Origin of the sequence: Streptacidiphilus neutrinimicus (assembly GCF_000787815.1) — a bacterium.
In the GTDB taxonomy this organism is placed as follows: domain Bacteria; phylum Actinomycetota; class Actinomycetes; order Streptomycetales; family Streptomycetaceae; genus Streptacidiphilus; species Streptacidiphilus neutrinimicus.
Genome location: NZ_BBPO01000008.1, coordinates 60,321 through 84,486 on the forward strand (window position 1 = coordinate 60,321; position 24,166 = coordinate 84,486).

The 24,166-nt window shown below is 72.5% G+C and carries 22 protein-coding genes; 7 read left to right on the forward strand and 15 right to left on the reverse strand.

Translation table 11 applies throughout. From position 1 onward, the window contains the following. Positions 1-207: 207 nt before the first annotated feature. The 8 genes from TR48_RS08100 to TR48_RS08135 form a co-directional block, all read right to left on the reverse strand. Positions 208-1,011 (reverse strand): ABC transporter permease, encoded by an 804-nt coding sequence (locus tag TR48_RS08100; protein ID WP_063770937.1) that lies wholly within the window; start codon positions 1,009-1,011, stop codon positions 208-210. Further along, a complete protein-coding gene (locus TR48_RS08105) occupies positions 1,008-1,811 on the reverse strand; it encodes an ABC transporter permease (RefSeq protein WP_084729008.1) in 804 nt (267 codons plus the stop codon). The genes TR48_RS08100 and TR48_RS08105 overlap by 4 nt, the downstream gene beginning before the upstream one ends. Beyond that, positions 1,808-2,875, reverse strand: coding sequence for an ABC transporter ATP-binding protein (locus tag TR48_RS08110; protein WP_084729010.1), 1,068 nt, complete (start codon positions 2,873-2,875; stop codon positions 1,808-1,810). The genes TR48_RS08105 and TR48_RS08110 overlap by 4 nt, the downstream gene beginning before the upstream one ends. Beyond that, a complete protein-coding gene (locus TR48_RS38660) occupies positions 2,872-3,525 on the reverse strand; it encodes a 2OG-Fe(II) oxygenase (RefSeq protein ID WP_052442484.1) in 654 nt (217 codons plus the stop codon). Before TR48_RS38660 ends, TR48_RS08110 begins: the two co-directional genes overlap by 4 nt. Beyond that, a complete protein-coding gene (locus TR48_RS38665) occupies positions 3,522-4,133 on the reverse strand; it encodes a 2OG-Fe(II) oxygenase (RefSeq protein ID WP_052442485.1) in 612 nt (203 codons plus the stop codon). Before TR48_RS38665 ends, TR48_RS38660 begins: the two co-directional genes overlap by 4 nt. Positions 4,134-4,210: 77 nt before the next feature. Beyond that, complete coding sequence (locus TR48_RS43000) at positions 4,211-5,053, reverse strand: SDR family NAD(P)-dependent oxidoreductase (RefSeq protein WP_236652067.1); 843 nt, start codon at positions 5,051-5,053, stop codon at positions 4,211-4,213. Positions 5,054-5,088: 35 nt separating this feature from the next. Beyond that, complete coding sequence (locus tag TR48_RS43005; protein ID WP_042365254.1) at positions 5,089-6,324, reverse strand: hypothetical protein; 1,236 nt, start codon at positions 6,322-6,324, stop codon at positions 5,089-5,091. Positions 6,325-6,398: 74 nt separating this feature from the next. Next, positions 6,399-7,826: a carboxyvinyltransferase gene (locus TR48_RS08135; RefSeq protein WP_161789789.1), complete on the reverse strand. Its 1,428-nt coding sequence runs from the start codon at positions 7,824-7,826 to the stop codon at positions 6,399-6,401. Positions 7,827-7,998: 172 nt separating this feature from the next. Here TR48_RS08135 and TR48_RS08140 point away from each other — a divergent pair, with 172 nt between their 5' ends. Genes TR48_RS08140 through TR48_RS08150 form a run of 3 tightly spaced genes read left to right on the forward strand, consistent with a single transcriptional unit; the run spans position 7,999 to position 10,105 of the window. After that, complete coding sequence (locus TR48_RS08140) at positions 7,999-8,742, forward strand: tyrosine-protein phosphatase (RefSeq protein ID WP_042365256.1); 744 nt, start codon at positions 7,999-8,001, stop codon at positions 8,740-8,742. A 35-nt stretch (positions 8,743-8,777) separates the two neighbouring features. Continuing rightward, positions 8,778-9,560: an SDR family oxidoreductase gene (locus TR48_RS08145; protein WP_042365257.1), complete on the forward strand. Its 783-nt coding sequence runs from the start codon at positions 8,778-8,780 to the stop codon at positions 9,558-9,560. Next, entirely contained in the window at positions 9,557-10,105 is a 549-nt protein-coding gene (locus tag TR48_RS08150) for a GrpB family protein (protein ID WP_042365258.1), read from the forward strand. Before TR48_RS08145 ends, TR48_RS08150 begins: the two co-directional genes overlap by 4 nt. Before the next feature lie 288 nt (positions 10,106-10,393). On the opposite strand, the gene TR48_RS38670 is transcribed toward TR48_RS08150, so the two are convergent. Together TR48_RS38670 and TR48_RS08160 are read right to left on the reverse strand one after the other, a co-directional pair. Then, complete coding sequence (locus TR48_RS38670; protein ID WP_052442486.1) at positions 10,394-11,062, reverse strand: P-loop NTPase family protein; 669 nt, start codon at positions 11,060-11,062, stop codon at positions 10,394-10,396. Continuing rightward, complete coding sequence (locus tag TR48_RS08160; protein ID WP_042365259.1) at positions 11,059-12,210, reverse strand: pyridoxal phosphate-dependent aminotransferase; 1,152 nt, start codon at positions 12,208-12,210, stop codon at positions 11,059-11,061. The genes TR48_RS38670 and TR48_RS08160 overlap by 4 nt, the downstream gene beginning before the upstream one ends. Positions 12,211-12,405: 195 nt before the next feature. Between TR48_RS08160 and TR48_RS08165 the strand changes: the two genes are divergently transcribed. The 3 genes from TR48_RS08165 to TR48_RS08175 are packed head-to-tail and all read left to right on the forward strand — an operon-like array spanning position 12,406 to position 16,209. Further along, complete coding sequence (locus TR48_RS08165; RefSeq protein WP_084729014.1) at positions 12,406-13,740, forward strand: B12-binding domain-containing radical SAM protein; 1,335 nt, start codon at positions 12,406-12,408, stop codon at positions 13,738-13,740. Next, positions 13,737-14,957, forward strand: a complete 1,221-nt coding sequence (locus tag TR48_RS08170; protein WP_042365261.1) for a GNAT family N-acetyltransferase — start codon at positions 13,737-13,739, stop codon at positions 14,955-14,957. The genes TR48_RS08165 and TR48_RS08170 overlap by 4 nt, the downstream gene beginning before the upstream one ends. Positions 14,958-14,985: 28 nt before the next feature. Then, positions 14,986-16,209, forward strand: coding sequence for a nucleotidyltransferase family protein (locus TR48_RS08175; protein WP_042365262.1), 1,224 nt, complete (start codon positions 14,986-14,988; stop codon positions 16,207-16,209). Between the two features lie 136 nt (positions 16,210-16,345). Here the strand turns inward: TR48_RS08175 and TR48_RS44915 are convergent, their stop codons facing one another. The 4 genes from TR48_RS44915 to TR48_RS08195 all read right to left on the reverse strand — a co-directional run bounded on the left by TR48_RS44915 (position 16,346) and on the right by TR48_RS08195 (position 21,069). After that, positions 16,346-16,657: an ester cyclase gene (locus tag TR48_RS44915; protein WP_042365263.1), complete on the reverse strand. Its 312-nt coding sequence runs from the start codon at positions 16,655-16,657 to the stop codon at positions 16,346-16,348. A gap of 15 nt (positions 16,658-16,672) precedes the next feature. Then, positions 16,673-17,968 (reverse strand): serine/threonine-protein kinase, encoded by a 1,296-nt coding sequence (locus TR48_RS08185; protein WP_052442487.1) that lies wholly within the window; start codon positions 17,966-17,968, stop codon positions 16,673-16,675. Between the two features lie 855 nt (positions 17,969-18,823). Continuing rightward, positions 18,824-19,942 (reverse strand): nitric oxide synthase oxygenase, encoded by a 1,119-nt coding sequence (locus TR48_RS08190; RefSeq protein WP_084729018.1) that lies wholly within the window; start codon positions 19,940-19,942, stop codon positions 18,824-18,826. Then, complete coding sequence (locus TR48_RS08195; protein WP_236652068.1) at positions 19,939-21,069, reverse strand: globin domain-containing protein; 1,131 nt, start codon at positions 21,067-21,069, stop codon at positions 19,939-19,941. The genes TR48_RS08190 and TR48_RS08195 overlap by 4 nt, the downstream gene beginning before the upstream one ends. A 730-nt stretch (positions 21,070-21,799) precedes the next feature. Between TR48_RS08195 and TR48_RS40130 the strand changes: the two genes are divergently transcribed. Then, positions 21,800-22,608, forward strand: a protein-coding gene (locus tag TR48_RS40130; RefSeq protein WP_152627853.1) for an IS5 family transposase whose coding sequence is annotated in 2 segments (ribosomal slippage) — positions 21,800-22,139 and positions 22,139-22,608 — 810 coding nt in all. Because the reading frame shifts where the segments join, the coding sequence is not laid out codon by codon here. Between the two features lie 178 nt (positions 22,609-22,786). Here the strand turns inward: TR48_RS40130 and TR48_RS08210 are convergent. Next, a complete protein-coding gene (locus TR48_RS08210) occupies positions 22,787-23,638 on the reverse strand; it encodes an aminoglycoside 6-adenylyltransferase (protein ID WP_084729022.1) in 852 nt (283 codons plus the stop codon). Positions 23,639-24,166 lie beyond the last annotated feature (528 nt).

Below are 24,166 nucleotides of genomic sequence, written 5' to 3' on the forward strand. Positions count from 1 at the left end.
ATGTGCTGTTGGTCCGTCAGGGGGGCTCAGGAGCGGGCGGACCGGTCCGTTCCCTTCGAGGCCCCGGCGGGGCGCGGCGCGCCGGGCTGTGCCCGGTGCGCAGGTCCCGCGGTCTGCTCGGCGGGGTCTCCCCAGCGCCGTGACTCATATTCAACTCGATTGTGACTATGGAGTCAATCTCCGAAGTCACATTCATTTCCGATGGACTCAGATCGCGAATGCGATGCTGCCGTCGCGGCGCCCGCGGTCCGCCATGGCACGCAGCAGCGCCACCGCGCCCGCCAGCCAGGCTGCGCCCACGGCCAGGCCCAGCAGGGCCTGCGGAGCCACCGAGGCGGCGCCACCGCCGTCCACGAGCGCCCGCAGCGCGTCGAGTTCGTGCGTCAACGGCATGGACCACGCCAGTACCCGCACGGGCAACGGCCAGAAGCCGACCGGGACTTCGACACCGCAGACGGCCATCATCCCCAGGTAGGCGACATTGGACGCGACATTGCGCCACGAGCTCGCCCCCAGCACCAGCGCCGCCAGCAGCAGCCCGAAGCAGTACGTGCCGACCGCGCTGGCGGCCACCAGCACCGCCGCCACGGCGGCGGTGGCCGGGCTCCAGTCGACGCCGAAGAAGGGCCCGAGCCCCAGCAGCGCCGCCAGGGAGGTGGCGCAACCGCTGGGCAGCCACTGCAGACTGCGGCCCACGAAGATCCAGGACACGTCCGCGGGCGCGGCGACCAGCAGCGGCAACGTCCCCGCGCGGCGCTCCCAGGCGCTGGAGGCGACCACCATCATCGACTCGATCGCACACAGCGTCAGCGCGTTGCCCAGGAACAGGAACCGCTGGTGCCCCGCCCCCGAGAAGGTCCGCCCGGCCAGGGTGAAGAACACCACCTGGCACAGCATCCGCAGGAGCCAGCCGAACAGCCAGGTCCTCCAGGTGTAGGTGGCCCGCAGGTCGGCCGCGGCGTTGGCGGCGCTGCACCGCACGATCCGCCACGCGGGCGTCCCGGTCCTCATGCCAGCCCCAGGGTGCCCGCGGCGCGCACCCGCGTCAGGATCCGCCGCATCAGCCACCCTCCGGCTGCGAAGCCCGCCAGGCCCAGTGCCGTGAGCGCCAGCAGCCTGCCGGGAAGGTCGGCGACCGCGGGCGTGGCGAGCGAGTCCCGCAGCAGCCCGCCGGACCAGGTGAGGAACACCAGCCGGCTGGCCGGGCGCAGCCACCCGGGCAGCGCGCTGACCGGCATCAGCACGCCACCCAGGAGGTAGACGGGGTAGCTGAGCGAGTTCTGGAAGATCCGCGCCGAGCGGCTGAGCACGAACGCGCAGGCCATCGCCGTCGCCGTGCCCGTCATCGCGAACGCGGTGGCCAACAGGCCCACGCCGAACGCCATCGGGTGCACGAGGGGGACGCGCAGTCCGAACACCCAACGGGCCACCGCCCAGGCCTCGGCCAGCGAGATCAGGCTCACCGCCGCGACCGCAGCCAGGCGGGCCGCGACGACCGTGAACAGCGGCACCGGGGCGGCCACGACCGCCTCGAGCCTGCCGGCCGACCGGTCCTGCGTGATCAGGTCGCCCGCCGCGAAGAGCATCATGCTCCATAGCGCGATCAGGCCCGGTGCCAGGACCGCGTAGGCGGTCAGCGACCGGTCGCCGGACACCGCGGCGATCGCCAGGAAGATCAGCGCGTAGAGCGGCACCGTGAACAGGACCCGCAGGTCGCCGACCGAACGGCGGACCAGGAGCAGTTGCACCCGGAACGCGGCCGCCGCCGCCCTCGCGTCCCGCACGGCCCTCGGCGCGCCCGGTGGCCTCATCGCGCCACCTCCATGCCGCGCCGCCCGATCAGCCGCAGATAGACCTCCTCGAGCCCCGGCCGGGACGTCGCCAGCTCCCGGACCCCCGCGTCGAGCAGCAGCCGTACCACCGCGGCCGCGTCCCCGCCTTCGCCCACCCGCAGCACGGTCCGTCCCTGCGCGTCGGGCGGTACGGCGGTGACGTGCGGCAGCGCGGACAGCTGCGTCAGCACCCCGGGCGGCACGTCGCGCGCGGTCACCCGTTCGCTCTCCGCCGCCCAGGCGCCGAGCTCGGCCGGGGTGGCGCTGGCCACGACCGCGCCGCGGTCGATCAGCGTGACCCGGTCGCAGACCGCCTCCGCCTCGGCCATGTCGTGCGTCGTCACCAGGACGGTCCGCCCCTCGGCGCGCAGCGCGCGCACCAGGTCGCGGAACCCGTGCGCGGAGACCGGGTCCATGCCGGCCGTCGGCTCGTCCAGCAACACCACGGGCGGATCGTGGACCAGGCCCCGAGCCAGGTGCAGCCGCTGCTTCATGCCACGCGAGAACCGCTCCACCCGCTCGTCGGCATGGGCGCCCAGGCCGAGCTGCTCCAGCAGCTCCTCGCTTCGCTCGGCCAGACGGCGACCCGACATTCCGTACAGGCAGGCCCAGTAGAGCAGGTTCTGACGTGCGGTCAGTCTCTCGTAGAGCCCGCGCTCGCCGCCGAAGACGATGCCGATGAGCGGGCGCACGGCCGCCGGGCGGGCGGCCACGTCGTGGCCCAGCAGGTGCACGGTGCCGGAGCTGGGCAGCAGCACCGTGGAGAGGATCTTGCACAGCGTGGTCTTGCCCGCGCCGTTGGGCCCGAGCAGCCCGTGCACCTCGCCCGGGGCGATGTCGAGGTCGATCCCCCGCAGCGCGACCCGCTCGCCGGTGTCCTCGTCGCGGCGGCGGCCCCGAAGGCGACCGGTGAAGAGGCCCGAGCCGCGGCCCGTGGTCCGGAAGGTACGGCGCAGCGCCCGCACCGAGACGGCCGCCCGGGTGTCCGGGGCCGCGGTGGCGTCGGCCGCGTCGGCCGCGGCGGCCGCGGCGGCCCGCGTCATCGCCCGCCCGCCTCGGGCCGGACGAAGTGCAGGAGCAGCGTCAGCCGGTCCGGGGCGCCGGGGGCCACGGGGGTGACGCAGTGCCAGGAGCGTGCGGAGGGCCGCATCAGCACCGAGGTGCCCAGCGTCGGACCGACCTCGGCCGCCACGTCCTGCGGGTCGGGCGAGCGAAGGACGCGCAGCGCGCCCGCCCATTCGGGCCGCCAGTGCGGGTTGAAGTACCAGATCTGGGTGACGGCCTTGTCCGCCCGGTCGGTGTGCGGGTCGATCCAGCCCTGCTGCGCGTAGCGGACGGCGCGCAGATGCGCGGTGCAGCCGTCGAGGTCGACGTCCATGACGTCGCCGAGCCGTGCCCGGTAGTCGTCGCCGAGCAGAGTGTCCACCAGGTCGCGCCATCGCGGGGCCAGCCGCCCCACCGCCGCGCCGGGCACGCCCCGGTCGGCCAGGGTCAGGTTGTGCGTGCTGTATCCCTTGCCGCCGGTCCCGGCGTCCGCGGTGCGCAGGGTGTAGCCGGTGGCGGGGAAGTCCGCGGCCAGCTCGGCCGCGGTGCGCGGGTCGCCGAAGCAGTCGCGCAGCAGCGCCCAGTCGAAGGGGTCGCGGCGGACGTCGCAGCGCTCCAGCGCCCGCAGGTCGACCACGGGCGCGGTCATGCCCACAGCTCCACCTGGATCGTGCAGCGCAGCCGGGTGGCGTCCGCGCGGACCGGTTCCACCGCGTGCCAGGAGGACTCGGACCGGGCGAAGACCACCGAGCGGGGCGCCTGCGGCGACAGCGCGGCGTACGGGGCGTCGTCGTCGCCGTACACCTCGAAGGCGCCGCCGTCGTCCGCGCCCCAGTCCTCGTTGAGGTAGAGGACATGGCTGGCCAGCTTGCCGGCCTTGTCGGTGTGACGGCTGACGTAGTCGCCGGGGCCGAAGACGAACAGGCCGATCTCGGCGTGCCGTGCGGAGACGGGCACCTTCACGGCGCGCTCGACCCACTGCAGGTACGCGGGAGCGCGCAGGGCGTCGGCGAGGTCGCGCCAGACCGGGTCGAGCCGGTCCAGGACCTCGCAGTCCCCGCCGTCCTGTACCAGCGGCAGCACGTGCATGGCGTAGGCCTTGTCGCCGCCCCGTGCCCGCTCCTTGCGGTCGAACACCTCCGTCGGCGGCAGTGTGCCCCGCAGCCGTTCGAGCAGCGTCTGCGGCAGCAGGCCGTCGGCCTGCGCCCAGGTGTAGGGCGTCTCGTGCGCGGTGACGGGCGCGTCGAGGTCGAGCATGGTCTCCTCCGTGCGGTGGGGGGCGGGTTCACAGCCGCGGCGCCTCGGACAGCGCACGAGGCTGCGCCAGTGGCGGTTCAGGACGTGCGGGCGGGTTCCGGCAGCGGCAGGGCTTCCGGCAGCGGCAGGGCTTCCGGCAGCGTCGGCGGTTCGGGCGCCTGCGGGCCGGGAACGAGCCGGGGCGCGGCGCGTCCCGTGGCCGGATCGGTCTCACCGCGCAGCAGTTGGGCTTCGAGGAACCGCTGGTCGGGGCCGTCGGTGGGCGCGGGCCGGTCGACGAGCCGCCAGATCTCGGCGGCGACGTCGGCCGGGTCCATGAAGGCGGCCAGCTCGGCGGGTGTCAGGTCGAGGTCGTCGTGGAAGCCGGCCGTGGCCATGGCGCCGGGGTGGACCAGCGTCACCCGGTGGGACGGGTCGGCGGCCAGCAGTTCGGGCGCCAGGCCGCGGGTGAACGCGGCCTGGGCGGCCTTGAGCCCGCAGTACAGGCTCTGCTCCTCGCGGGCGCGCCACGAGGACGACGAGGCGACCGTCACCAGGTGCAGCGGCCGGTGCGGCGCCGACGTCCACGGGTCCGCGAGCAGACGCCGCAGCAGGCGCACCGGGCCCAGCCAGAGTAGTGCGGTGAGGTGGTCGATCTCCTGCGGCGCGGTCAGGGCGAGCGGCCGCCGGAGGAACGCCCCGGCGACCCAGAACAGGTACAGCGGGCCGGGCCCCCGGAGTCCGTCCAGGTCGGCCGCGTCCACGGCGGCCGGGTCGGTGAGGTCGAGGACGCGCGCGCGGAACCGTTCCTGCTCGGGCGCGGCGTCGGCCGCGGTGGTCGTCGCCGCGGACCGCCCGTAGGCGACCACGTCGTGGCCGCGCCGCAGCCCCTGGGTGACCAGCTCACGGCCCAGCCCCCGGGTGCCGCCGACCACGGCCACGGTCCCTGGTGTCGCCTGCGCGGCTGCGGGACGGCTCACCGGAGGGCGCCGGGAAGGGACGCGGAGCGGGTCCGGGCGAGCGCGTCGGTCACCTCGTCCCAGAACCTGGGCACGTCGTCGAGCATGTCGCGCCCGTAGCGCACCCGGACCACGGGCAGGGCGTCGAGGGCCGTCCCGACGGCGGCGGCGTCGCCCGCGTCGGCGAGGGCCGGTCGCGGCACCAGCCCCAGGAAGTCGGTGACGTGCTTGAGTTGGCGGATGTTGGCGTCGAAGTCCGCGCGCCAGCGCAGGTCCTCCGGGTCCTCGACGGTGAGCTCCCAGCCGCGCCGGTCCCGTTCGGCGACCGGCACGACCACGCCGCGCGGCCGGACCGCCGCCGCGCCGCGGACCTGGGCCGTCTGCAGGAACTCGTCGATGTCGCAGTAGACCCGGACCCGGTCGGCCCGGCTCCAGGGCCGGTCTGCGTCCACGTCGAGCGAGCCGAGCGGCTGGTCGTAGCGGCGCAGCCGGGCCTGCTCGAACCTCGCGCGGGCCGGATGCCCGCTGAGCGCGGCGACGCTGAGGCCGATGCGGTTGGACCAGCCGCTCATCCGCGGAGCGCCGTCGGCGTCGCTCCAGGCGAAGACCAGGTCGTCGGAGACGAAGTCCCAACCGGCGCGCGTGGCGACGAGGAACATCAGTGAGGACTTTCCGCTGCCGCTCGGGCCGACGACCACGATGCCGTCGCCGTCGCTGGACACGGCCGAGCCGTGGAAGACGGGCAGGCCCGCGGCCGTCAGCTGCGCGCCGACCAGGAACTTCACCGTCCGGGCGACGGCGCGCAGCGCTGCGGGCGAGTCGTCGGGCACGGCCAGGTCGACCTCGCCGGCACCGGGACGTGCGGTCAGCAGCAGCTCGGTTGCGTCCTCCTCGGCGAGTTGGAGCACCGTCACCTGGTCCGGGGTGTGGACCAGGACCGCCTGGCGAGTGCCGTCCAGGAGCAGCGTGGGCATGCGGGTCAGGCCGTGGACGGTGGCCGCGGTCGGCTCCCCCCTGCCGCGCAGCCGCACGGTGAGCCGGAGCGGGGCGGTGCCGGCGTCGGCCTGGGTGGCCGTGGTGGCGGTGAACGCCGGGCCGAGGACGCGCTGGAGCAGGTCCCGCACGCCGGGGACGCGGGAGTCGACGTGGAGGCCGGCGAAGGCGTAGCCGAGCGCGAAGCGGTCCGGGGACGGCGTCGGCGCGACGGTGTGGGTCGCGCGCTCGATACGGCCGGGTGCGGTGGCAGAGGGCAAGGGGTGACTCCAGGTGCTGTGGGGCCGTGCCGCGGGTGCGGGGTCGGGCGGTTCCGGGCGGGATCGGTGCGCGCTCAGCGCGCGGGAACCGGGCATGGCGTCAACTCGGCTCCGAGCGCGGCGAGTTTGCCGAGCATGTCGGCGTAGCCGCGGTGGACGTGGGCCAGGCCGCGTACCTCGGTGTGCTCGGGTGCGGCGAGTGCCGCGATCAGCGCGACGGCGCCGGAACGGGTGTCGGCCGGGGTCAGCGGCGTCCGTGCCGGGCGCAGTTCGGTGCCGCCGACGACGGTGAGGCCCGCGCGGGTGGTGACGGTGGGGACGCCGACGCGGTCCAGGTGCTCGGCGTAGGCGTAGCGGCCCGGCCAGACCAGGTCGCTGACGCTGGAGCGGCCGGGCGCCCGCATCATGACGGCGGTGTAGAGCGGGAGGGCATCGGTGGACAGGGTGGCGTTGCGGGACACCAGGTCGGCCGGGCGCAGGGTGCGTGGATCGCCGGTGACGGTCAGTCCGTTGCCGTCCCAGTGGTGCTGGACCCCGAGTCGGGTGAGCGCCGCCAGTTCGTGGTGCATCAGCCGCCGCAGCCGGTCGGGGGCGTCGGTGCCGATCTCGACCGTACTGGCGGTCGCGGCGGCGCAGGCGGCCCAGGTCACGGTCTCCAGGACGTCGGGGGACAGGCGTCCGGCGGCCTCGCCGCCTGCGCGCCCGCGGCCGTGAACGGTGACCGCGCCGCCGTCCGCGTCCGGCACGACGCCGACGCCGGCCGCCGTGAGGAAGGACATCAGGTCGTGGGTGGACCACAGCAGCAGCGGGTGCCGCAGCCGACTGGTCGCGCCGGTCGCCGCGGCCAGCAGCAGGGCCGCCTTGGTCGCGCTCGACATGCGGGACCCGACGATGGCGTGCGGGTCGTCGGACCAGTCGAGCAGTTCGACGTCGGCGGCGACGTGCCGGTCGCGGCGGCCGTGCACGGAGCCGTCGGCGGAGACCTCGAAGCGGCAGCCGAAGCGCTCGAGCATCTCCAGCAGGTGCAGGAAGGGCCGTCCCTGGCCCAGCTCGAAGTCGCCGAGGTGGTCACCGCCCGCCCCGGGGAACTCCACCTCGCCGAATCGTGCCAGCATGGCGGGCAGCAGGTACAGGGAGCCGTGGATCTGGCGGGTCAGCCGGGCGCTGAGGGCGACGGGCCGCGCGGCGGTGGCGTCGAGGACGACCTCGTCGCCGTCGATCGACCAGGTACAGCCGAGCAGTTCCAACTGTTCGAGCAGCACGTCGCGTTCGGTGACCGCGGGGACGCCGGTGAGCGTGGCGCGCACTCCCAGCGCCAGGGTGGCGGCGAAGACCACGACCATCGAGTGCTTGTGCCCGGCGACCCGGACCCGGCCGCCGAGGCGGCCGCCTCCGCGGACGAGGACGGCGGGCGGATGGGCCGCGGCCGGGGGTGCCACCACGGCGGCGGTTCGGGGAGAGGCCGGCACGGCCTGCGCGATGAGCACCATTTCGGACGCCATCTCCTTCGGCCCTCGCAGCGCTCGGGAGAGTCGGCTGAAAGGGAGGTGTTCTGAGTGACAGGAAGTCAAGTCGCAGTCAATCAGAGTCATTGCAGTCAGTCAATAAACTGTGGAATGCTGCGGTCGAGTTGCGAGAGAAACCGAAGGAACTTCCGGAAACGAGGTCACCGCGATGGCAGGCTCCGCCGCCCTGCAGACCCTGGGCATCAACTTCCGCCCCGTCCACTGCCCGCACCTGCGCCCCGGCCTCCTGCACCGGGCCGCCGACCTGCGCGGCCTCAGCGCGGACGAGTGCCGCAGGCTCTCCACCGACCACGGCGTGCGCGCCGTCCTCGACCTGCGCAGCGCCGCCGAGCGCGAGCGCGACGGGCTGCCCGCCACCGCCGCCCCAGGGCTCGGCCTGACGGACCACCACGTGCCGATCACCGGCTACCCGCACGACCCGATCGCCACCCCGCGCCCGGGCGCCGGCGACTACGCCCGCTACTACACGGGCATGGTGGAGCGCAGCGACGCCGGGCAACTGCGCACGCTCTTCGCCACGGTGGCCGCCGTGGCCCACCGACCGTTCCTGCTGGCCTGCTACTGCGGCAAGGACCGCACCGGCGTGGTCACCGCGGCACTGATGACCCTGGCGGGCTGCGACGACGTGTGCGTGGCCGTCGAGTACGGGCGCACCGCCGACGCCCTCCTGCCCCATGTCGACCACTTCTCCCGGCTGTGGACCGGCTACGGCCACACCCGCGAGGACTTCGTCGCCCGTCTGCAGCAGACCCGCCAGGAGACCATGCTGCTGTTCCTGGACGCCATGCGCCGCGAACACGGCGGACTGGTCCCCGCGCTGCTCGCCCGCGGTGTGTCCGGCACCGACCTGGACCGCATCCGCGTCCTGCTCGCCGCCGGGGCGACCGCGTGAGGGCCACCACGGCGGACCGCGCGCCGGCTCCCCGTGTGGCCGCCGTTATCGGTGAAGCCGGCGGGCTCGGCCGTGCGCTGACCGCGCTCGCCCTGCGCAGGGGCCTGCACGCCGTCCGCTTCGGCAGCGCCGAGGACTGCGCGGGCGGCCCGCAGGAGGCCGAGCTGCGCCTGACGGACCTCGCCGATGCCGCACAGCCCTGGAGCGTCGATCCCGCGCTGCCCGGGCCGGCCCTGGTGTTCTGGGTCGCCGGGCGCTTCCTGCAGCAGCCCTTCGCCGAGCTGAACCCCACCGACGCCGAGGCCCTGACGCGCCAGAGCCTGACCGGCCCCGCCGCACTGCTCGCCCGGATCCTCGCCGCGACGCCGCACCCGGTGCACCTGGTCACCGCCGGCTCGGTCTCCGCCTGGCGCCCCCGGCAGCACCAGGCGTACTACTGCGCGTTGCGCGCCGGGCAGTCGGCGCTCACCCGCAACCTGCTCCCCGAACTGCTCGAGCACTCCCCGCACGGCCGGGTGACGCTGGTCGAACTGGGCGGCCTGGCCGTCCCGGCCCTGCCGGGCCACCCCACCCCGGACTTCGGCGCCATGCTCGACCCCGCGCAGGTCGCCGACCTGGTCTGGGACGTGGCGCACGAGCAGACCGGACCGCTGGCCCACGCCGTGGTGCAGCGGGACAAACGCCCCGGCGCCGAAGGCGTCCCGCTGCTCTCCTTCCACGACGCCGTTCCCGAACCGCCCGTACGCGCCGACCCGGATACGCTCGCACATACGGACCGGCACCCGGTCGGTCCCGAACCGGAGCCTTTCCGCGCATGAGCAGCCACCCCGTCGTCATCGCCGACTACGACCCCACCTGGCCACAGGCGTTCGCCGCCGAGGCGGCGCGGATCGTCTCCGTGTGCCCGACCGACGCGGCCGTCGAACACATCGGCTCCACCGCCGTACCGGGCCTGGCCGCCAAGCCCGTGCTCGACGTACTGGTGGGCGTGCGGGCTCTGGAGCCCGAAGGGGCCGCGTGCGTGCGCGGGCTCGTCGCGGCCGGCTACCGCTACCGGCCGGACTTCGAAGCGGTCATGCCCCACCGCCGCTACCTCACTCGCGACGCCGCCGACGGAACCCGGATCGCCAACATCCACCTAGTACGCCATGGCGACCCGATGTGGTCCGCGACCCTGGCCTTCCGCGACGCCCTGCGCACGGACCCGTTCCTGCGCGCGGGTTACGAGGCTGCCAAACGGTCCGCGGCCGCGACGGCCCCCAACGACGTCCACGCCTACAACGACGCCAAAGGCCCCTTCATCGCCGAGGCCCTGGCGGTGCTGGGGATGCCCCCCGCCTCGCCCGGACCCGGGCGACGCTGACGCGCGACGCACTCGACCCAGCCGGGGCAGCCGTCGCCCCACCGGCCCGCCGGGCCGACACGGACGCGGGCGGTCCACCCCAGGACTCCGCCTCCGCACCCCGGCGCAGGCCCGGCTCCGGCTGAGGCGGCAGCCCCGGGGCGGCCATGCCGCGCCCGAGCCCGAACGACGCAGGCTCACACCGGCGCTCCCGGTGTCGCCCGGACGGAGGGCGACGACACGAGTACCGCGAGCCCGGGGACGCGGGCGCCCGCGCGCTGCCCGGGCGGGAGCCCTTCTGACGCAGGGTCAACCCCCAGGCGTGCCCGATCGTCCCGCCGGACCGCGCCGTGCCGGGGACGCCGGGGGCACCGCCGTCGGCAGCCGTTCCGCCAGGGCGGCCAGGAGGCCCGGCACCTGGTGGCGTCCGGTGAGGCGCAGCACCGCGCATCCCGTGCCCTGCCGGGCCAGCAGTTCCGCCAAGGCCGGGCGGCGGTGGCGTCGGAAGGTGAGGATGAAGCGAAGGAACGACGGTGCGTCGGGCGGGAGCCGGACCGAGCCGTCCGCGGCCGAGGCATAGCCCGGCGCCCGGCCCGTCAGCCGCCAGCGGGCGGTGCGGCGCAGATAGCCGAGGACGCAGACGTGGGTGGGGTAGTCCAGCCACACCACGGCCTCGGCCCGGTTCAGGCGCTCGGGCAGGGTCGTGCTGTGCAGACCGTCCATGACCCACGCGGCGTCCTGCGCCAGCGCGTCGTGGTCGGCCTGCCACTGCTCCGGCGAGCAGCGGATCTGCCAGCCCCGGTCGAAGTAGTGGTCGTCCAGGCCGACATAGGGCAGGCCCGACGAGGCCGCCAGGCGGGTCGCGAGCCACGTCTTGCCGCTGCCCGGGCAGCCGATCACGGCGACCCGCCTGGCGCGGGTCAGCTCCTCGACGGCGGCCGTCCACTCGCCCCGCCCGCCCGCGCGGGTCGCCCTCACCCGCGCCCCGCCTCGCCCCGCACGACCTGCGCACCCTCGACGCCTTCCGCGGCCCGGGACAGTGCGGCGACCACGCGGTGCAGCACCGGCCGCTGGGCCATGCCCACCCGCAGCACCGCTCCCATGACGTGCAGCGGCCGCAGGTCCCGGACCGCGATCCGGTCTTCGGCGAGCGTGTCCAGGGCGCGCTGCACGAGCGCGTCGGTGCGGGCGCGCACAGCGACGAAGTTGCCCTGGGAGGGCAGCGCGGTGAGGCCGGGCAGCGGCCGCACCGCCGCGGTGAACCAGGCGCGGTCGGCGGCGACCTCGCGGTGCACGGCGGTGATCTTGTCGCCGTTGCGCAGCAGGTGTTCGGCCAGGCGCAGGGCGGGGGCGGAGACCGGCCCCCGGGTGTTCCAGCGGGCCAGATAGGCGATCAGCTCGGGGTGGCCGTGCAGGTAGCCCAGGCGGGCGCCGGCCAGGCCGTAGCCCTTGGAGAAGGAGCGGATGCGGACCAGGTGACGGTGCCGCCCGGTATGCGCGGGGCCGGACCAGCGCGGACCGTCCTGGAAGTGGCGGTACACCTCGTCGACGACGAGCAGGTTGCCCGCGGCCGCCACCGATGCGCAGAGTCGGTCCAGCTCCTCGGGCGTGTGCACCGCGCCGGTGGGGCCGTTGGGATTGGACAGCCACACCACGGCCCGGCCGGGGCGCGCGGCCTGAAGCCGGATCAGCTCCTCGGTGTCGAAGGCGTGCTGTTCCGGCAGGTAGGGGGCGGCCACCAGCTCCAGGCCCCGCAGCCGCGCATAGTCCGGCAGCGACTGGTAGTTGAGCTCCTGCGTGACGGCGGTGGCACCGACGGCGGGGCCGAAGGCCTCGGTGAGCAGCCGGTAGGCGTCGTCCGATCCGGCCACCGGCAGCAGCGAGCGGGGGTCGACCCGCAGGCGGTCGGCCAGCATCTGGACGAAGGCGGTGTCCGAGGGGTAGCCCGCGACGTCCGCGCCGGGCAGTGCGGCCAGGGCCTCATCGGCCAACCGCTCCAGTGCGGGGTGGCGCAGTTCGTTGCTGGCCAGGTTGACGGCGCCGGGGATCCGGCGGCGTCGATAGGGCTGCAGGGCGTGCACCGGGGAGGCGGCGAGCACCTCCAGCAGCGTCCTGTGCGTCCTCATGGCGCTTGCAGCCTCCACGGGCGGCCTTCCTCCTGTTCGGCGCGCACGGGGGATCGGCGCACGGCAGCACGCTAGCCAGACCTGTCAAGCATAGTCAATATTGCCTGTCACATTTGCCTCTCACTTGCTTGACTGCGGCTTGTGAAATGGTGTCACATAATCTGGTCGTGACCCGTCGAGCCGCGAGGCGAGCTGATGTCGAAAATCCTGGTGGTCTGGCCACCGCACGTGCCCGGCTACTTCAACGCCGGACACCACACCCCGCTCTTCGAGGTCGCTGCGCACCTGCGTCGCCGCCCCGGTGTCGAGCACGTCGACGCGCTCGACGGAGGTGCGCTGAACGTCAACTGGAAGGACCTCGGAGCCACGCTGCACCAGGGGCGCTACGACGTCATCGCGATGATGAACGACTACGACGCCGTCGACGGCTTCGAGCGCTTCCTGAGCTACACCCGCGAGCTGTGCCCCGGCGCCAAGGTGGTCACCTTCGGCCGCTTGTCCGCCCTCAACCCCGGGCACTTCGTGCGCTACGACCTCGACGCCGTCGTCCGCTCCGGAGACCCGGAGTGCGGGGTGGGCGACTACGTGGAGGCCGTGCTCGCCGGGGACCCCGAACGCCCGTTGCCGGGCGTCCAGGTGCGCACCGCCGAGGGATGGACCGCGCCCACCGGTCCGGGCCGCACCCTGGAGCCGGACCAGTGGGCCCTGCCCGACGTCCGCGAGATCCCCTACGACGCGTACGAGCGCCTGTACGCCCGAGACGAACGCAAGTTCTGCGGGATCCCCTTCCGCCGCGAGCTGGTCGTGCCGACTGCCCGGGGGTGCCCCGTCGGCTGCTCCTACTGCGACGTGCACGAGATCTTCGGCCTGCGCGAGCGACGCCTGTCCGTCGACACGGTGCTGGAGTACATCGCCGCCGCGCGGCAGGCCGAGCCCTCGTTCGAGTACGTCTCCTTCTACGCCCCGACCTTCACTCTCGACCGTCCCTGGACCAGGGAGCTGTGCCACCGCCTGCTCGACCTGCCCGACCGGCTCCCGTGGAAGTGCACCACCACCGTGCCGCACCTGGAGGAGGAACTGGTGCGGCTGATGGGCGCGGCCGGATGCGTGCGCATCTCCGTCGGTCTGGAGACCCTGGACCCCGACGGCCACAGTTCCCTGCCTCGCTCCAAGCGGGTGCACCAGGACAAGTTCGAGCGTCTCGCGCGCTGGTGCGCCGACTCCGGCATCGAACTCAACGCCTTCGTGATGGTCGGCCTGCCCGGAACCTCCCCGGAGGGGACCGACGCCACCGTCGCCTTCGCCCGCTCGCTCGACGTGCGGGTGCGCCCCACGCTCTACACGCCCCTGCACGACCTGCGGCCCACCATGACCACAGCCGAGGTCAGCCGCTACAACCGGCACACCCTGACCACGCCCACCGCACCGGACCTGGCGGAACGTCACTACGAGCACATCTTCGGCCCCGAGCCCCGCGTGACCAGGGTCCACGAGCGCGTTCCCCGCGCCGCCGCGGCGGCGCCCGCGTGAGCACCGTGCCCGAGACCGCCCCGCTGTCGCGTGCGGAGTGGGAACAGGCCCTACGGCAGGACGCGCAGGCGCTTCCCACACAGACCCCCGGGTGGCTCGAAGCGATCTGCGCCCAGGGCGAGTGGGTCGAGGCCGGACGCCGGTACCGGTGGGACGACGGCACCCGGATCGTGCTTCCGCTGGTCCGGCGCACCGGGCCGCCCGAGGCCGGGCTTTCCCAGCCCGGCCCGACCGAGCCCGGCCCGACCGAGCCCGGCCCGCCTGAGCCCGGGCAGCACGGCCTCGGGGAGGGCGCCTTCAGGCGCACCGGGTTCGAGCAGGCGGAATCCGGGCGAACCGGAACCGGGCGAACCGCTCGCGCCCAGTCCGCCTTCGACCAGTCCGCCTTCGACCAGTCCGCCTTCGACCAGTCCACCTTCGGCCAGGCCGCTTTCGGGCAGACCGACTTCGCCTCCTGGCCCGCCGAGTGGGGCGTGGGTGGGCCGCTGTGCCCGGACGGCCCGCCGACGCCGGCTCAGACTGCCGCCGTCCTCGCGGACCTGGCCCGGCTGCCGGGCGGGGTCAGGCTGCGGGTCGGCCCGCTCACCGCGCGGCCGTGGGCCGCCGCCGTACCGTCCCGGTCCCCATGCACCCCGCGCACCACCCATGTCGTCGACCTCACCGGCCCGGACGGCTCATGGCGGCAGCGACTTCAACCGGCCGCCCGGCGCTCGATGCGCAAGGCCGCCCGTTCCGGTCTGGACGTGACCCGTGGCCGCACGCGGGGGGATCTGGAGGTGTTCTACGCCCTCTACCAGGAGTCCATGGAGCGCTGGGCCGCGCAGTCCGGCGAGCCGACGGACCGGGTGCGCCACCGGATCGAGTCCCGGGATCCGCTGCACAGGCTCGTCACCGTCGCCGAGCGTCTCGGCGAGGCCTGCTCGGTGTGGACGGCCTGGTACCGCGGCGAACCCGCCGCCTCGGTGATCCTGCTGCGCCAGGGCCCGCAGCAGAAGTACTGGCGCGGCGCCATGTCGCGGCCGCTGGCCGCGCCCACCCGGGCCAACCACCTGCTGCACGAACTGGCGCTCCAGGAGGCCGCCGACGCGGGCTGCACCCACTACCACATGGGCGACTCGCATCCGGGCGGCGTCGCGCGCTTCAAGGAGTCGCTGGGCGCCCGCCCCCACCCCACACCCGCCTACGTGCTGCCGTCAGCAGGCGGGGCGGTCCGCTGACCGCGCACGCACGACACGGAGCCAACAGATGAGCACCTCACAGCCGTTCGTCGAATCCCAGGCGAACGCCCCTACGCAGGCCGGCAGCCCGCGCGCGGACGCCCAGCACCCGGCCGCGCGCATCGTGCAAGCCACCCGCGACTACTACAAGCTGGACCTGGACAGGCCCGACCGCCTGCTGCACCGCGTGGAGCGCGCGGACCCCAAGTTCCGCCTCACCCTGCTGAGCGCCTACGACCACGCGCACCCCGGCGCCCTGGCCGCCTCACGCCTCAACGAACTCCACGAGGCCCGTGCCCGGATCCAGGCATACGCCGCCGTCAGGGACAGTCTGGTGAGCTTGGTCCCGGGACTGCGCCCGGTCAAGGGGCTGGCCATCTCCGCCTGTTATCCCGCCCCGCTCCTGCGGCACCAAGGTGACCTCGACCTGCACGCTCCCGACGAAGCCGGGCTGTGGCGCGCGGCGCAGGCGCTGATCGCCGACGGCTGGCAGCTCACCGACCTCGGCGTCCGCCAGGTCGAGCGCGCTCCCGCCCACCTGCTGACGTTCTGCCTTCCCCACGGCGACGACCTGGCCCGCCCGATCTACGTGGAGTTGACCGACGTCGCCTGGCTCGGGGACGGCCGCCGCAGCACACCCAGGCGCTCCCTGCCCGCCTCCCCCTCGGACGGGGCGGTGACCAGCCTGCTCTTCCTTTCCCTCGAGGCCTTCGAGCGCCCCCTCGGTCTACGGGACGCCGTCGATTCCTGGCTGCTGGCGGCGCGGTTGACCGAGCACGACCGCGCCCTCCTGGTCGGCCTCGTCGGCCGCCTCCGGCTGCACGACGCGTACCGCCGCCTGCTCGCGACGGTGGAGCGTGGGGGGCTGCTCGCCGAATCCGGGCTGCCGGACGTACCCAGTCCGTCCCGCCGCCGGCCCGCCCTGTGCCGTCCGGACGCGGCCGCACTGCGCTGGCTCCAATGGGCCGGCTTCTACCGCGGTCCGTCCCGCCTGCGCGACGCCGCGTGGGAGCGGCTCGCCATGCGTGTGGACGCGCCTCGTGCACTCCGTTTCGGCCTGTGGACCTTCGGTGTCCCCGCCGAGGCACTCGGCGTCCACGACCAGCCGCAAGCCGACGGCACCGCCGCCGCAGTCCCCCAGGACAAGGCCGTGCTTCGGGGCCGCCGCAGGCTCGCCACCCCCGTCGGCGACTTCTTCCTCGTCGCAGGGCCGCAAGTGCCCGCGGACATCCTCGTCGACGCGACCGGCTGACTCTCCTCGGCGGCGGAGCGCGCTTCGCTGACGGACCCTGATCCGGAACGAGAGCCGCTTGTGCCGGGCGCTACGCGAGTTCGAGCAGCATCACAACGCCCACCGGCCCCACCGAGCCATGAACCAAGCGGCACCACTACGCCCAGTGCCCGAACCGCTCGAATCGGGGCAGATCGCCTGCCTGGACATACGGCGGAGAGACCGCCTCGGCGACGTCATCCCCGAGTACCGACATGCTGCTTGAGCTGCGCGGATGAGGCTGTCGGCAGGCGCAGAGTTCGCACGTGAGGTCCGGGACCCCGGCCCGGAACGCGGTGGACGCGAACGCGGGGCCGGCGATGCCCTGCGGACGTCCGGGTGGAAGGATGTTGTCGACGAAGCCGGTGTCGACCGCGGATTCCAGGTACTTCTGCTCGCCGGTGCCCCAGAAGGTGGCGGCTGCGGACATCTCGTGTGCCCCCACTCATTTCGAGAACGCCCCACCCGTGAAGCCCGTCCCAACCTGCCGTGGTCGAAACACCTGGGCTCTGTGGTCGTTGCGGCCGTGCTTCTTGCCTTTGCCTGCGTGGTTGCCCTTGCCGTGATCGTGAGGCGCAGGAGCTCTGGTGTCCAAGGGGGCAGGTGCTGCGACCGGGCGTACAGTGGGGGCAGTCGCTGCCTTCACGGGCTCGGTGTGAGCGGCTGTCGGCCCGGCGGTTGAGGCCGGGCGCTGTGTGGTGGCAGTCGGGGGCGCGGTGTTTGCCTGTGGACCGGTCGCCGGGGCGTGCAGGCTGGGGTGGGTGAGCGTGAAGGTCAGGCAGCCACCGACCGCGACCACGGCTGCGGCTGTGGCTGTGGCGGCCAGCGTGCCCGCGCGTCGTCGGGACACGGGGGGCGCGAGCCGTGGAGTTCGCGGCCGGGGCGGACGGGGGCGGGGGAGCGGGGGTAGTCCAGTTGACGGGGTGTCGGGCGAGGCCTCGGGATTCGTAGACGCGAACCACTGTGCCACGTGCTCTGTCGTGGGGCGGTGCTGTGGGTCCTTGGCCAGCATCGCCAAGAGGAGCTCCTCGAAGGCCGGCGGGAGGCCGGACCTGGCGAGCTGGGGCGGTGCGGGGTCAGCCTCCAGGTGCTGCAGCAGCGTGGCCACCGACGTCTCGCAGCGGAACGGCGGTTCACCAGTGAGCAGTTCGTAGAGCACACATCCCAGGGCGTAGACGTCCGAGGCCGGTTGCGCATGGTGGCCCAGTATCCGCTCGGGAGCGATGTAGAGGCAGGTCCCCATGATCTGGCCGGTGCTCGTCAGGCCCGCTGAAGGGTCGTCGGTGATGCGGGCGATGCCGAAGTCGCCGACTTTCACCTGGCCCTGCGTCGTGGTGAACAAGTTGGCTGGTTTGATGTCGCGGTGCACGATGCCCCGGTGGTGAGCCGCCGCCAGCCCTGCGGCGACGTCCGCGGCGATTCTTGCCACGCGCTCTACCGTGAGCACCCCCGAGCGTTGCAACTCCTGTGCCAGGGATGGGCCGTGAACCAGTTCCATGACCAAGAACAGGCAGTCTTCGTGCTCGCCGAAGTCGAAGACGGCAACGACGTTGGGATGGCTGAGTGAGGCGGCGCTGCGCGCCTCGATCTGAAACCGGGTGCCGGCCACGCTGTCGGGTGAAACCGGGGCCAGCTTGACGGCGACTTCACGCCCCAGCAGCACGTCCATCCCCCGCCACACGTCGCCCATGCCACCGTGGCCGAGCCTGGCCGCGAGTTCGTAGCGCTCAGCCACCAGCATTGTGTGATCACCCCATCTTCTACGGCCCGGGCTGTGGGCGTGTACCCGCATACCTCACTGCCAAGCGTGCCCTTGCGCTGCCTCAGGTGATGCGCTGCGGCAGCGCGCCCCGGGCCCGTGGACATATGTCTGAGCTACGGCGGACATGTCAGCGGGGGCCGCGTGGCGGCAGCCGTTGTTCGGTGAGGTTGGCAGTGGGTGGGCGGGGCTTTCGGTGGAAGGGGCAATGCGGTTGGTGGCGGGGGGCAGAACGCCGGGGTGTGCCCGGGCTGGTGGTCGGCGGTAGACCGAGGCTGGACAGGGCGTCGGAGGTGAGGGGGCCGCGTAGAGGGCTTCGGTTTCCAGCGAGCTGAGGGGTCGCGCCGTGGAGCTCAGCAGGCCGCAGCCTCCTCGAACCGCCGCCTGGCCGGGGGCGTCAAAGAATCGGACGGGGTCCGGTCGGCGCTCCCTCGCTGGCCGAAGCGCCAGCCGACCTACCGTCACCAGCCACCGGAGGCAGTACTGACGCTTTCAGCGGAACGGACAACCAGTGTCCGGCCTGCGCGACAGCACGGCCCGAACGCCCTGACGAGGCGGACTCGCCTGGAGAGGCCCTGGCCAACTGACCGGTCGCAGGGACGAGCGGCGAGGCGCTCGGGCATCTCCGTGCTCTGTGAGCTCTGTGGGTTCGTTTTCCTGTGGTGAGGAGCGGCTTTCGGCGTGCTGCTCGGTTCGGGGCGGTGTTCCTCCTGCTCGGCGATGTGGTCCAGGGCGCGCCGGTCGGCCTTGGTCAGTGGTGTCGGCGGGAGCGCGCGCGGCCACAGGCGCTGCTTGAGGACGACATTGCTCTCCGGTATTGCTCTCCGGTCGCGTCGCTCAGGCGCCGGTGACCGGGCAGCGGTCGGGCTGGGAGGGCGCCCAGGGTGTGGGTCGGTGTAGGAAGGCCGGCCGGGTCAGTGGGTCGGGTGGGTCGTAGTAGCGGTGGAAGACCGCGGTGGCCGAGCCGGAGAGCGGGGGGACGATCCAGCTCCAGTCGGCGGGTACGACGCGGCCGTGCCGTTGTTCTCTGGCGATGTGCGTGAGGAAGCGGGTGGATTCGGTGTGGTGGTCGGCGATCGTCACGCCGGCTCGGGCGTAGGAGTGCAGGACGGCAAGGTTGAGTTCGACCAGGGCGCGATCGCGCCACAGCGTGCGCTCGCTGGATGTGTCCAGGCCGAACAGCGCTGCTACGGATTCCAGTTGGTCGTATCGGTCGGGGTCCGCGAGGTTGCGTGAGCCGATCTCGGTGCCCATGTACCAGCCGTTGAAGGGCGCGGCCGGGTAGCTGATGCCGCCTATCTCCAAGGTCATGTCGGCGACGGCGGGGACGGCGTACCAGCGCAGGCCCAGGGACCGGAAGCCGCGATGGTGAGGGTGTGTCAGGGGTATTTCTAGGACGGCGTCCTCGGGGACTTCGTAGAACTCCGGGGCCTGGTCGGGTGCCGCCTGGATCAGTAGCGGCAGGATCTCGAACGGCTCCTGGCCGCCCTTCCATCCTGCTTCCTTGGCGAGGGTGCGGCGCTTGGCGCTGCTCGGGTCGTCGGCGTAGCGCACCAGTTGTTCGCCCAGGATGCGGGCTGCGGGACGGCCGGGGGTGTCCGCGGCGAAGATACTGATGACGGGCCGTATCCGGCCGTTGTTGGTGGCAATGCGCAGATGCTCGAAGCATTCGCGGGCGATGTCGTCGGGGTGGGTGAGGTGCCGCAGGTCACGCACCGTCAGGCTGTTCCAGTACAGCCGTCCGATGCAGCGCGCGGCGTTGCGCCAGGCCACCCGGGCACCGTAGGTGAGCTCCATGGGTGTGTGCGCATAGGTGCCGCGTGCGGCTACCGAGGCGGCGATCTCCCGCAGGCGGGCGCCGGGGTCGACGGCCCCGGGGTGCTCGCGGGCGAAATCCTGCACGAAGCGCTCGGCAGCGGCGAACAGCCGCGCGGCTGTTGATTCACGTGTCGTCATCGGTCGGCCTGCTCACGCATCCTGCTGGGAAGCAGCACAGCCTCCAGGAGGGGAACGTCGAACGGGTCGTAGTGGATGTTGTGCTCGGGCACTCCCTGGTGCAGAAGCACACGGGTCGCGCTGGTGACCATCGCGACCGGGCCGGACAGGAACACCTCGCGGCCGTAGAACGGGCCGAACTCCTTGAGCGCCTCGGGCAGCGATCCGCGCCAGCCGGGCACCGCCTGGTCCGAGAGGACGCCGCGGACCTTGAGCCAGTGGTTGTGTTGTGCCACGCGCAGCATGTCGTCCAGTCCGTAGAGTTCGTCGGCGGTGCGGGCTCCGATGAAGACGTCGACGAATCGCTTGCCGCCTTCCTTGGCGGTCTGCTCGACCAGGGCCTGTATCGGGGCCAGACCGGTGCCTCCGCCTACGCAGAGCAGATCGCGTTCGTGTCGGGGGTCGAGGACCATATCGCCCTGAGCCGGACCCAACGTGACCTGGTCGCCGGGGCGTGCCTTGAAGACCAGGCCGGGGCTGACCAGACCGTCTTGGACGGCGCGCACGTGCAGGGTCACGGTGCCGTCCTCACGCGGGGCGTTCGCGAGTGAGTAGTAGCGCCAGGCGCGGGGCTGCCAAGGCGTCTCCACGGTTGCGTACTGGCCCGCCCGGTAGGGGTAGGCGCTGTGCGGCCGTAGCGTGATCTCCGCGATGCCCGGTCCGCGCAGGCTGTGGCCGATGACGTCGGCCTTCCAGACGGCCGGATACAGCGCCGCGTCCTCTTCGGCGGCGCGGATCATCACCTCTGACACGAGACCGTAGGCGCGTGCCCACACGTCGGCGAGCCGAGGCGTCCAGGCGTCTCCGGCGAACCGGGCGAGGGAGTCGAGCAACGCGGCGCCGACGGCGGGGTAGTGGCCGTTCAGCGCGCCGAACTTGCGGTGATCGCGCCCCAGACGGCTGCAGAAGTAAATCAGGCTGGCCGGGTCGTCGACCAGGTCGACGACCCGCAGCAGTCCCCGGAGCAGCCGGTCGCGCTGCACGTCCATGTTGGCGGGGAAGAGCTGGCGCACCTCGGGATGCTGCTGGAAGAGGATCGCGTAGAAGTACACCGTCAGATCGGGTGCGAGCGGCCCGACCAAGGCCACACTCGCCCGCAGCAGAGCAATCTCCTCCGCATCGAGCGCGGCCGGCGAAGGCGCGGCCTGCGAAGGGATGGCCGGCGCCTCGTCTTCCGCCTGGTCGGTCAGGACGAGGGAGTCTGTCCCCGCAGCGGTTGCCGGCCTCGAGGCGGCGTGTCGGCGTCCGAACTTCATCGGCCGCCTCGATTGCCGCCCGACAAGGGGAGTTTCACTCGGCGTCCGATCCTCGGGGGCAGGAACACGGCTGCGGCCGTTCCAACTCCCCCGACAGGGAGGTTGAGTCGGCGCGCCAGCCGTGCACGCTAGCGGTGAGGAAGGTGTGCGAACAACCGGAGGCGGAGGTCCCGTGCAGATCCCCGCAAGCGTGCCGGACGAGCCGGACTGCCAGGTCGCCAGCCCGGAACCGGAGTGGTTGGTGTGCAACCAGCCTCGATCGAAGCACCCGTCTCTTGCCGAAACCTTACCTTACTGGCCGGTAGGCTTGATGGGCGTGGGCGGCGCGCCCCGCTCCTGCGCCATGGCGACTCTCGCGCTCCGCGCCCGACGGCCTCTCACTTCGACCGGGCCCCCATCTGGAACGAGACCCACCAGGGACGAGTTCTGCGGATCTACGAGCGGCACTACAACCAGCATCGTCCACATCGGGCCTTGGCCGGTGCCGCGCCTTACTGATCGTTTCAAAATGAGTTGAGCCAGAGGTCTTGCACGGGTCGATCTTGGTCGGCAGGGTGTCCATGTGCGTGTTGATCTTGTTCCAGACGATCTGTGGAAGCGGGTGGCCCCCCTGCTGCCGCCCGCTCCCGAGCGGCGTCACCGTTTCCCCGGGCGGTTGCGTGTTTCTGATCGGGCTGCACTCGCTGGCGTCATGTACGTGCTGCGAACTGGTGTCGCTTGGCGCGATGTCCCCGCAGAGACTGTGGGCTGCTCCGGGGTGACGGCATGGCGCAGGCTGCGGGACTGGACCGAGGCCGGTGTGTGGTCCCGCCTGCACGCCGCTCTACTGACAGAACTGCGCCGGGCCGAGCTCCTGGATCTGGATGACTGCGCCGTGGATGGGTCGCACGTCCGGGCCCTCAAAGGGGGGATCACGTCGGCCCCTCGCCCGTTGACCGCGCTCGTCCCGGGTCCAAGCACCATGTGATCGTCGACCGTTACGGAACCCCGCTCGCCGTCACGCTCACCGGCGGGAACCGGCACGACGTCACCCAGCTCCTGCCACTGCTGGACGCGGTCCCATCAATCCGCGGACTTCGGGGGCGCCCCCGCCGCAAACCGAGGCGCCTGTACGCGGACCGGGGTTACGACTGCGACAAGTACCGCCGCCTGCTGTGGAAGCGCGGCATCAAACCCGTGATCGCGCGACGCGGCGTCGCTCACGGGTCAGGACTAGGCAAGATCCGCTGGGTGGTCGAGCGCGCCTTCGCCTGGCTGCACCAGTTCAAACGGCTCCGCATCCGGTACGAGCGACGCGCCGACCTCCACGTGGGCCTGCTGGAACTGGCCTGCAGCCTGATCTGCCTCCGCCGCCTGCGTACATCATGGTGAAGCGATCAAGGGCGCAAGCAGAGCAACCGGTTTCGTGGCTTCACGAATGCGCAGCGCCGCCAGGCGATCGAGATCAAGTTCTCAGCCCGAAACGATCAGTGGCTTTGATGACCCGCCAGCTGGGCAGCTGCGGGCATGGCGGGGCGGCGGTCAGGACCGCTCCGGTCAGCGGCTGATCTCAGAAGTTCTCAGTGATCGCGGCCCGGACCCGGTCACCCAGCTGCGCTTGTCCTGGGAAGCTCAGGCGGCGCGCAACCTCACGGGATGCCGCTTCGAAGAGATCCATGCTCGCCTGGTGTGCGGTCATGACGTCCTCGGCGTCCAGGCGGCCAAATGTCCCGGCGACGCGCCTCCAGTAGTCCTCGGGGAGCCACTCCTTCATGTGGTGACCTATGTGCCAGGTTTCGCGGGGATCGTCCGGATCAGTCTGCGCGAACCACTCCAGCATCCGCAGAAGCATCTCGCGCATGGTGTTCTGCCGGAATTGGGCGACCCACAGATCGTCGCGTGCCACGTATACCGGCACCTGAGACGCCTCGAACCAGAACTCCGTCACCGTTCGCCGGTACTCCTCCTCCCGGGGCAGCGGGTGCACCGGAGGAGCCACACGCGCGGGCGGCAGGCGGCGAAGAAGCTCGGTCTTGTCGCAGTGCACGATGAACCCGTGGTCGTAGAGCGGATCGAGGCCCCCCGAGATCATCCGGGTGATGCGCTCTTCGCCGGCCACGGTGAAGTCCACCTTTCGCCCGCCCGCGTAGACAACCAGACGGGTCGGCCACGACGGGTCCGCGTCAGGCGAACCGTCGGACTCAAACGGCAGGGCCACCATCACGTCGCCCAACACATGGAACCACGAGTCCTCGGCGGCCAACTCCTTCCAACCCGGGCCGATCAACTCGATGTCCAGGTCTGAGTACTGGTCCACGCGAAGGCCACGGGCGCGGGAGCCGGTCTGCACAACACCAGTGACCCGGGGGTCCTTGCCCACCCACTTCAGGATCTTTGCCAGCAACGCATCGGGATCTTCCACAGCTGCACGCTATCGAACCCGATGAGCCAGTCCGCTGGCCGTCCCGCCCCGAAGCTCAGCCTGCAAATCCTCGGGGTTTCAGAACCGGTACTTGCTGGTGGCACGGACACGCCAGCCCGGCAGCCCTGGACCAAGATCTCTTTCTGAAACGATCAGTTAGCGAGCCCTGCCCACACGACTCGAACGGCACCAGGTCGAGCGCCTGGACACACGCCGAGACCAACTCGGCGGAGTCCTCCACGAGTACCGACATGCCGCTTGGCCTGCGCGGATAGGGATTTCGGCACTCACAGCGTCCGCGCACGGTCGTCTCGGTCCGCCGCCTGGTCCTGCGGCTGGCGCGTCAACCTGTTCGACCTCGGCAAAGTCCCGGTCACCCGGTACTCCTACCGAGGCACCAAGATCCCCAAGCCCTGGCCGCTGAGCTGACGAACCCCACCCAACGACAGGGTCCGTGGAGAGCCCGTTGCGCTGAGAGGCGCACGGCGGGTTCGGAGGGCGGGCCGGGGAAACGGACTGACGGCCACG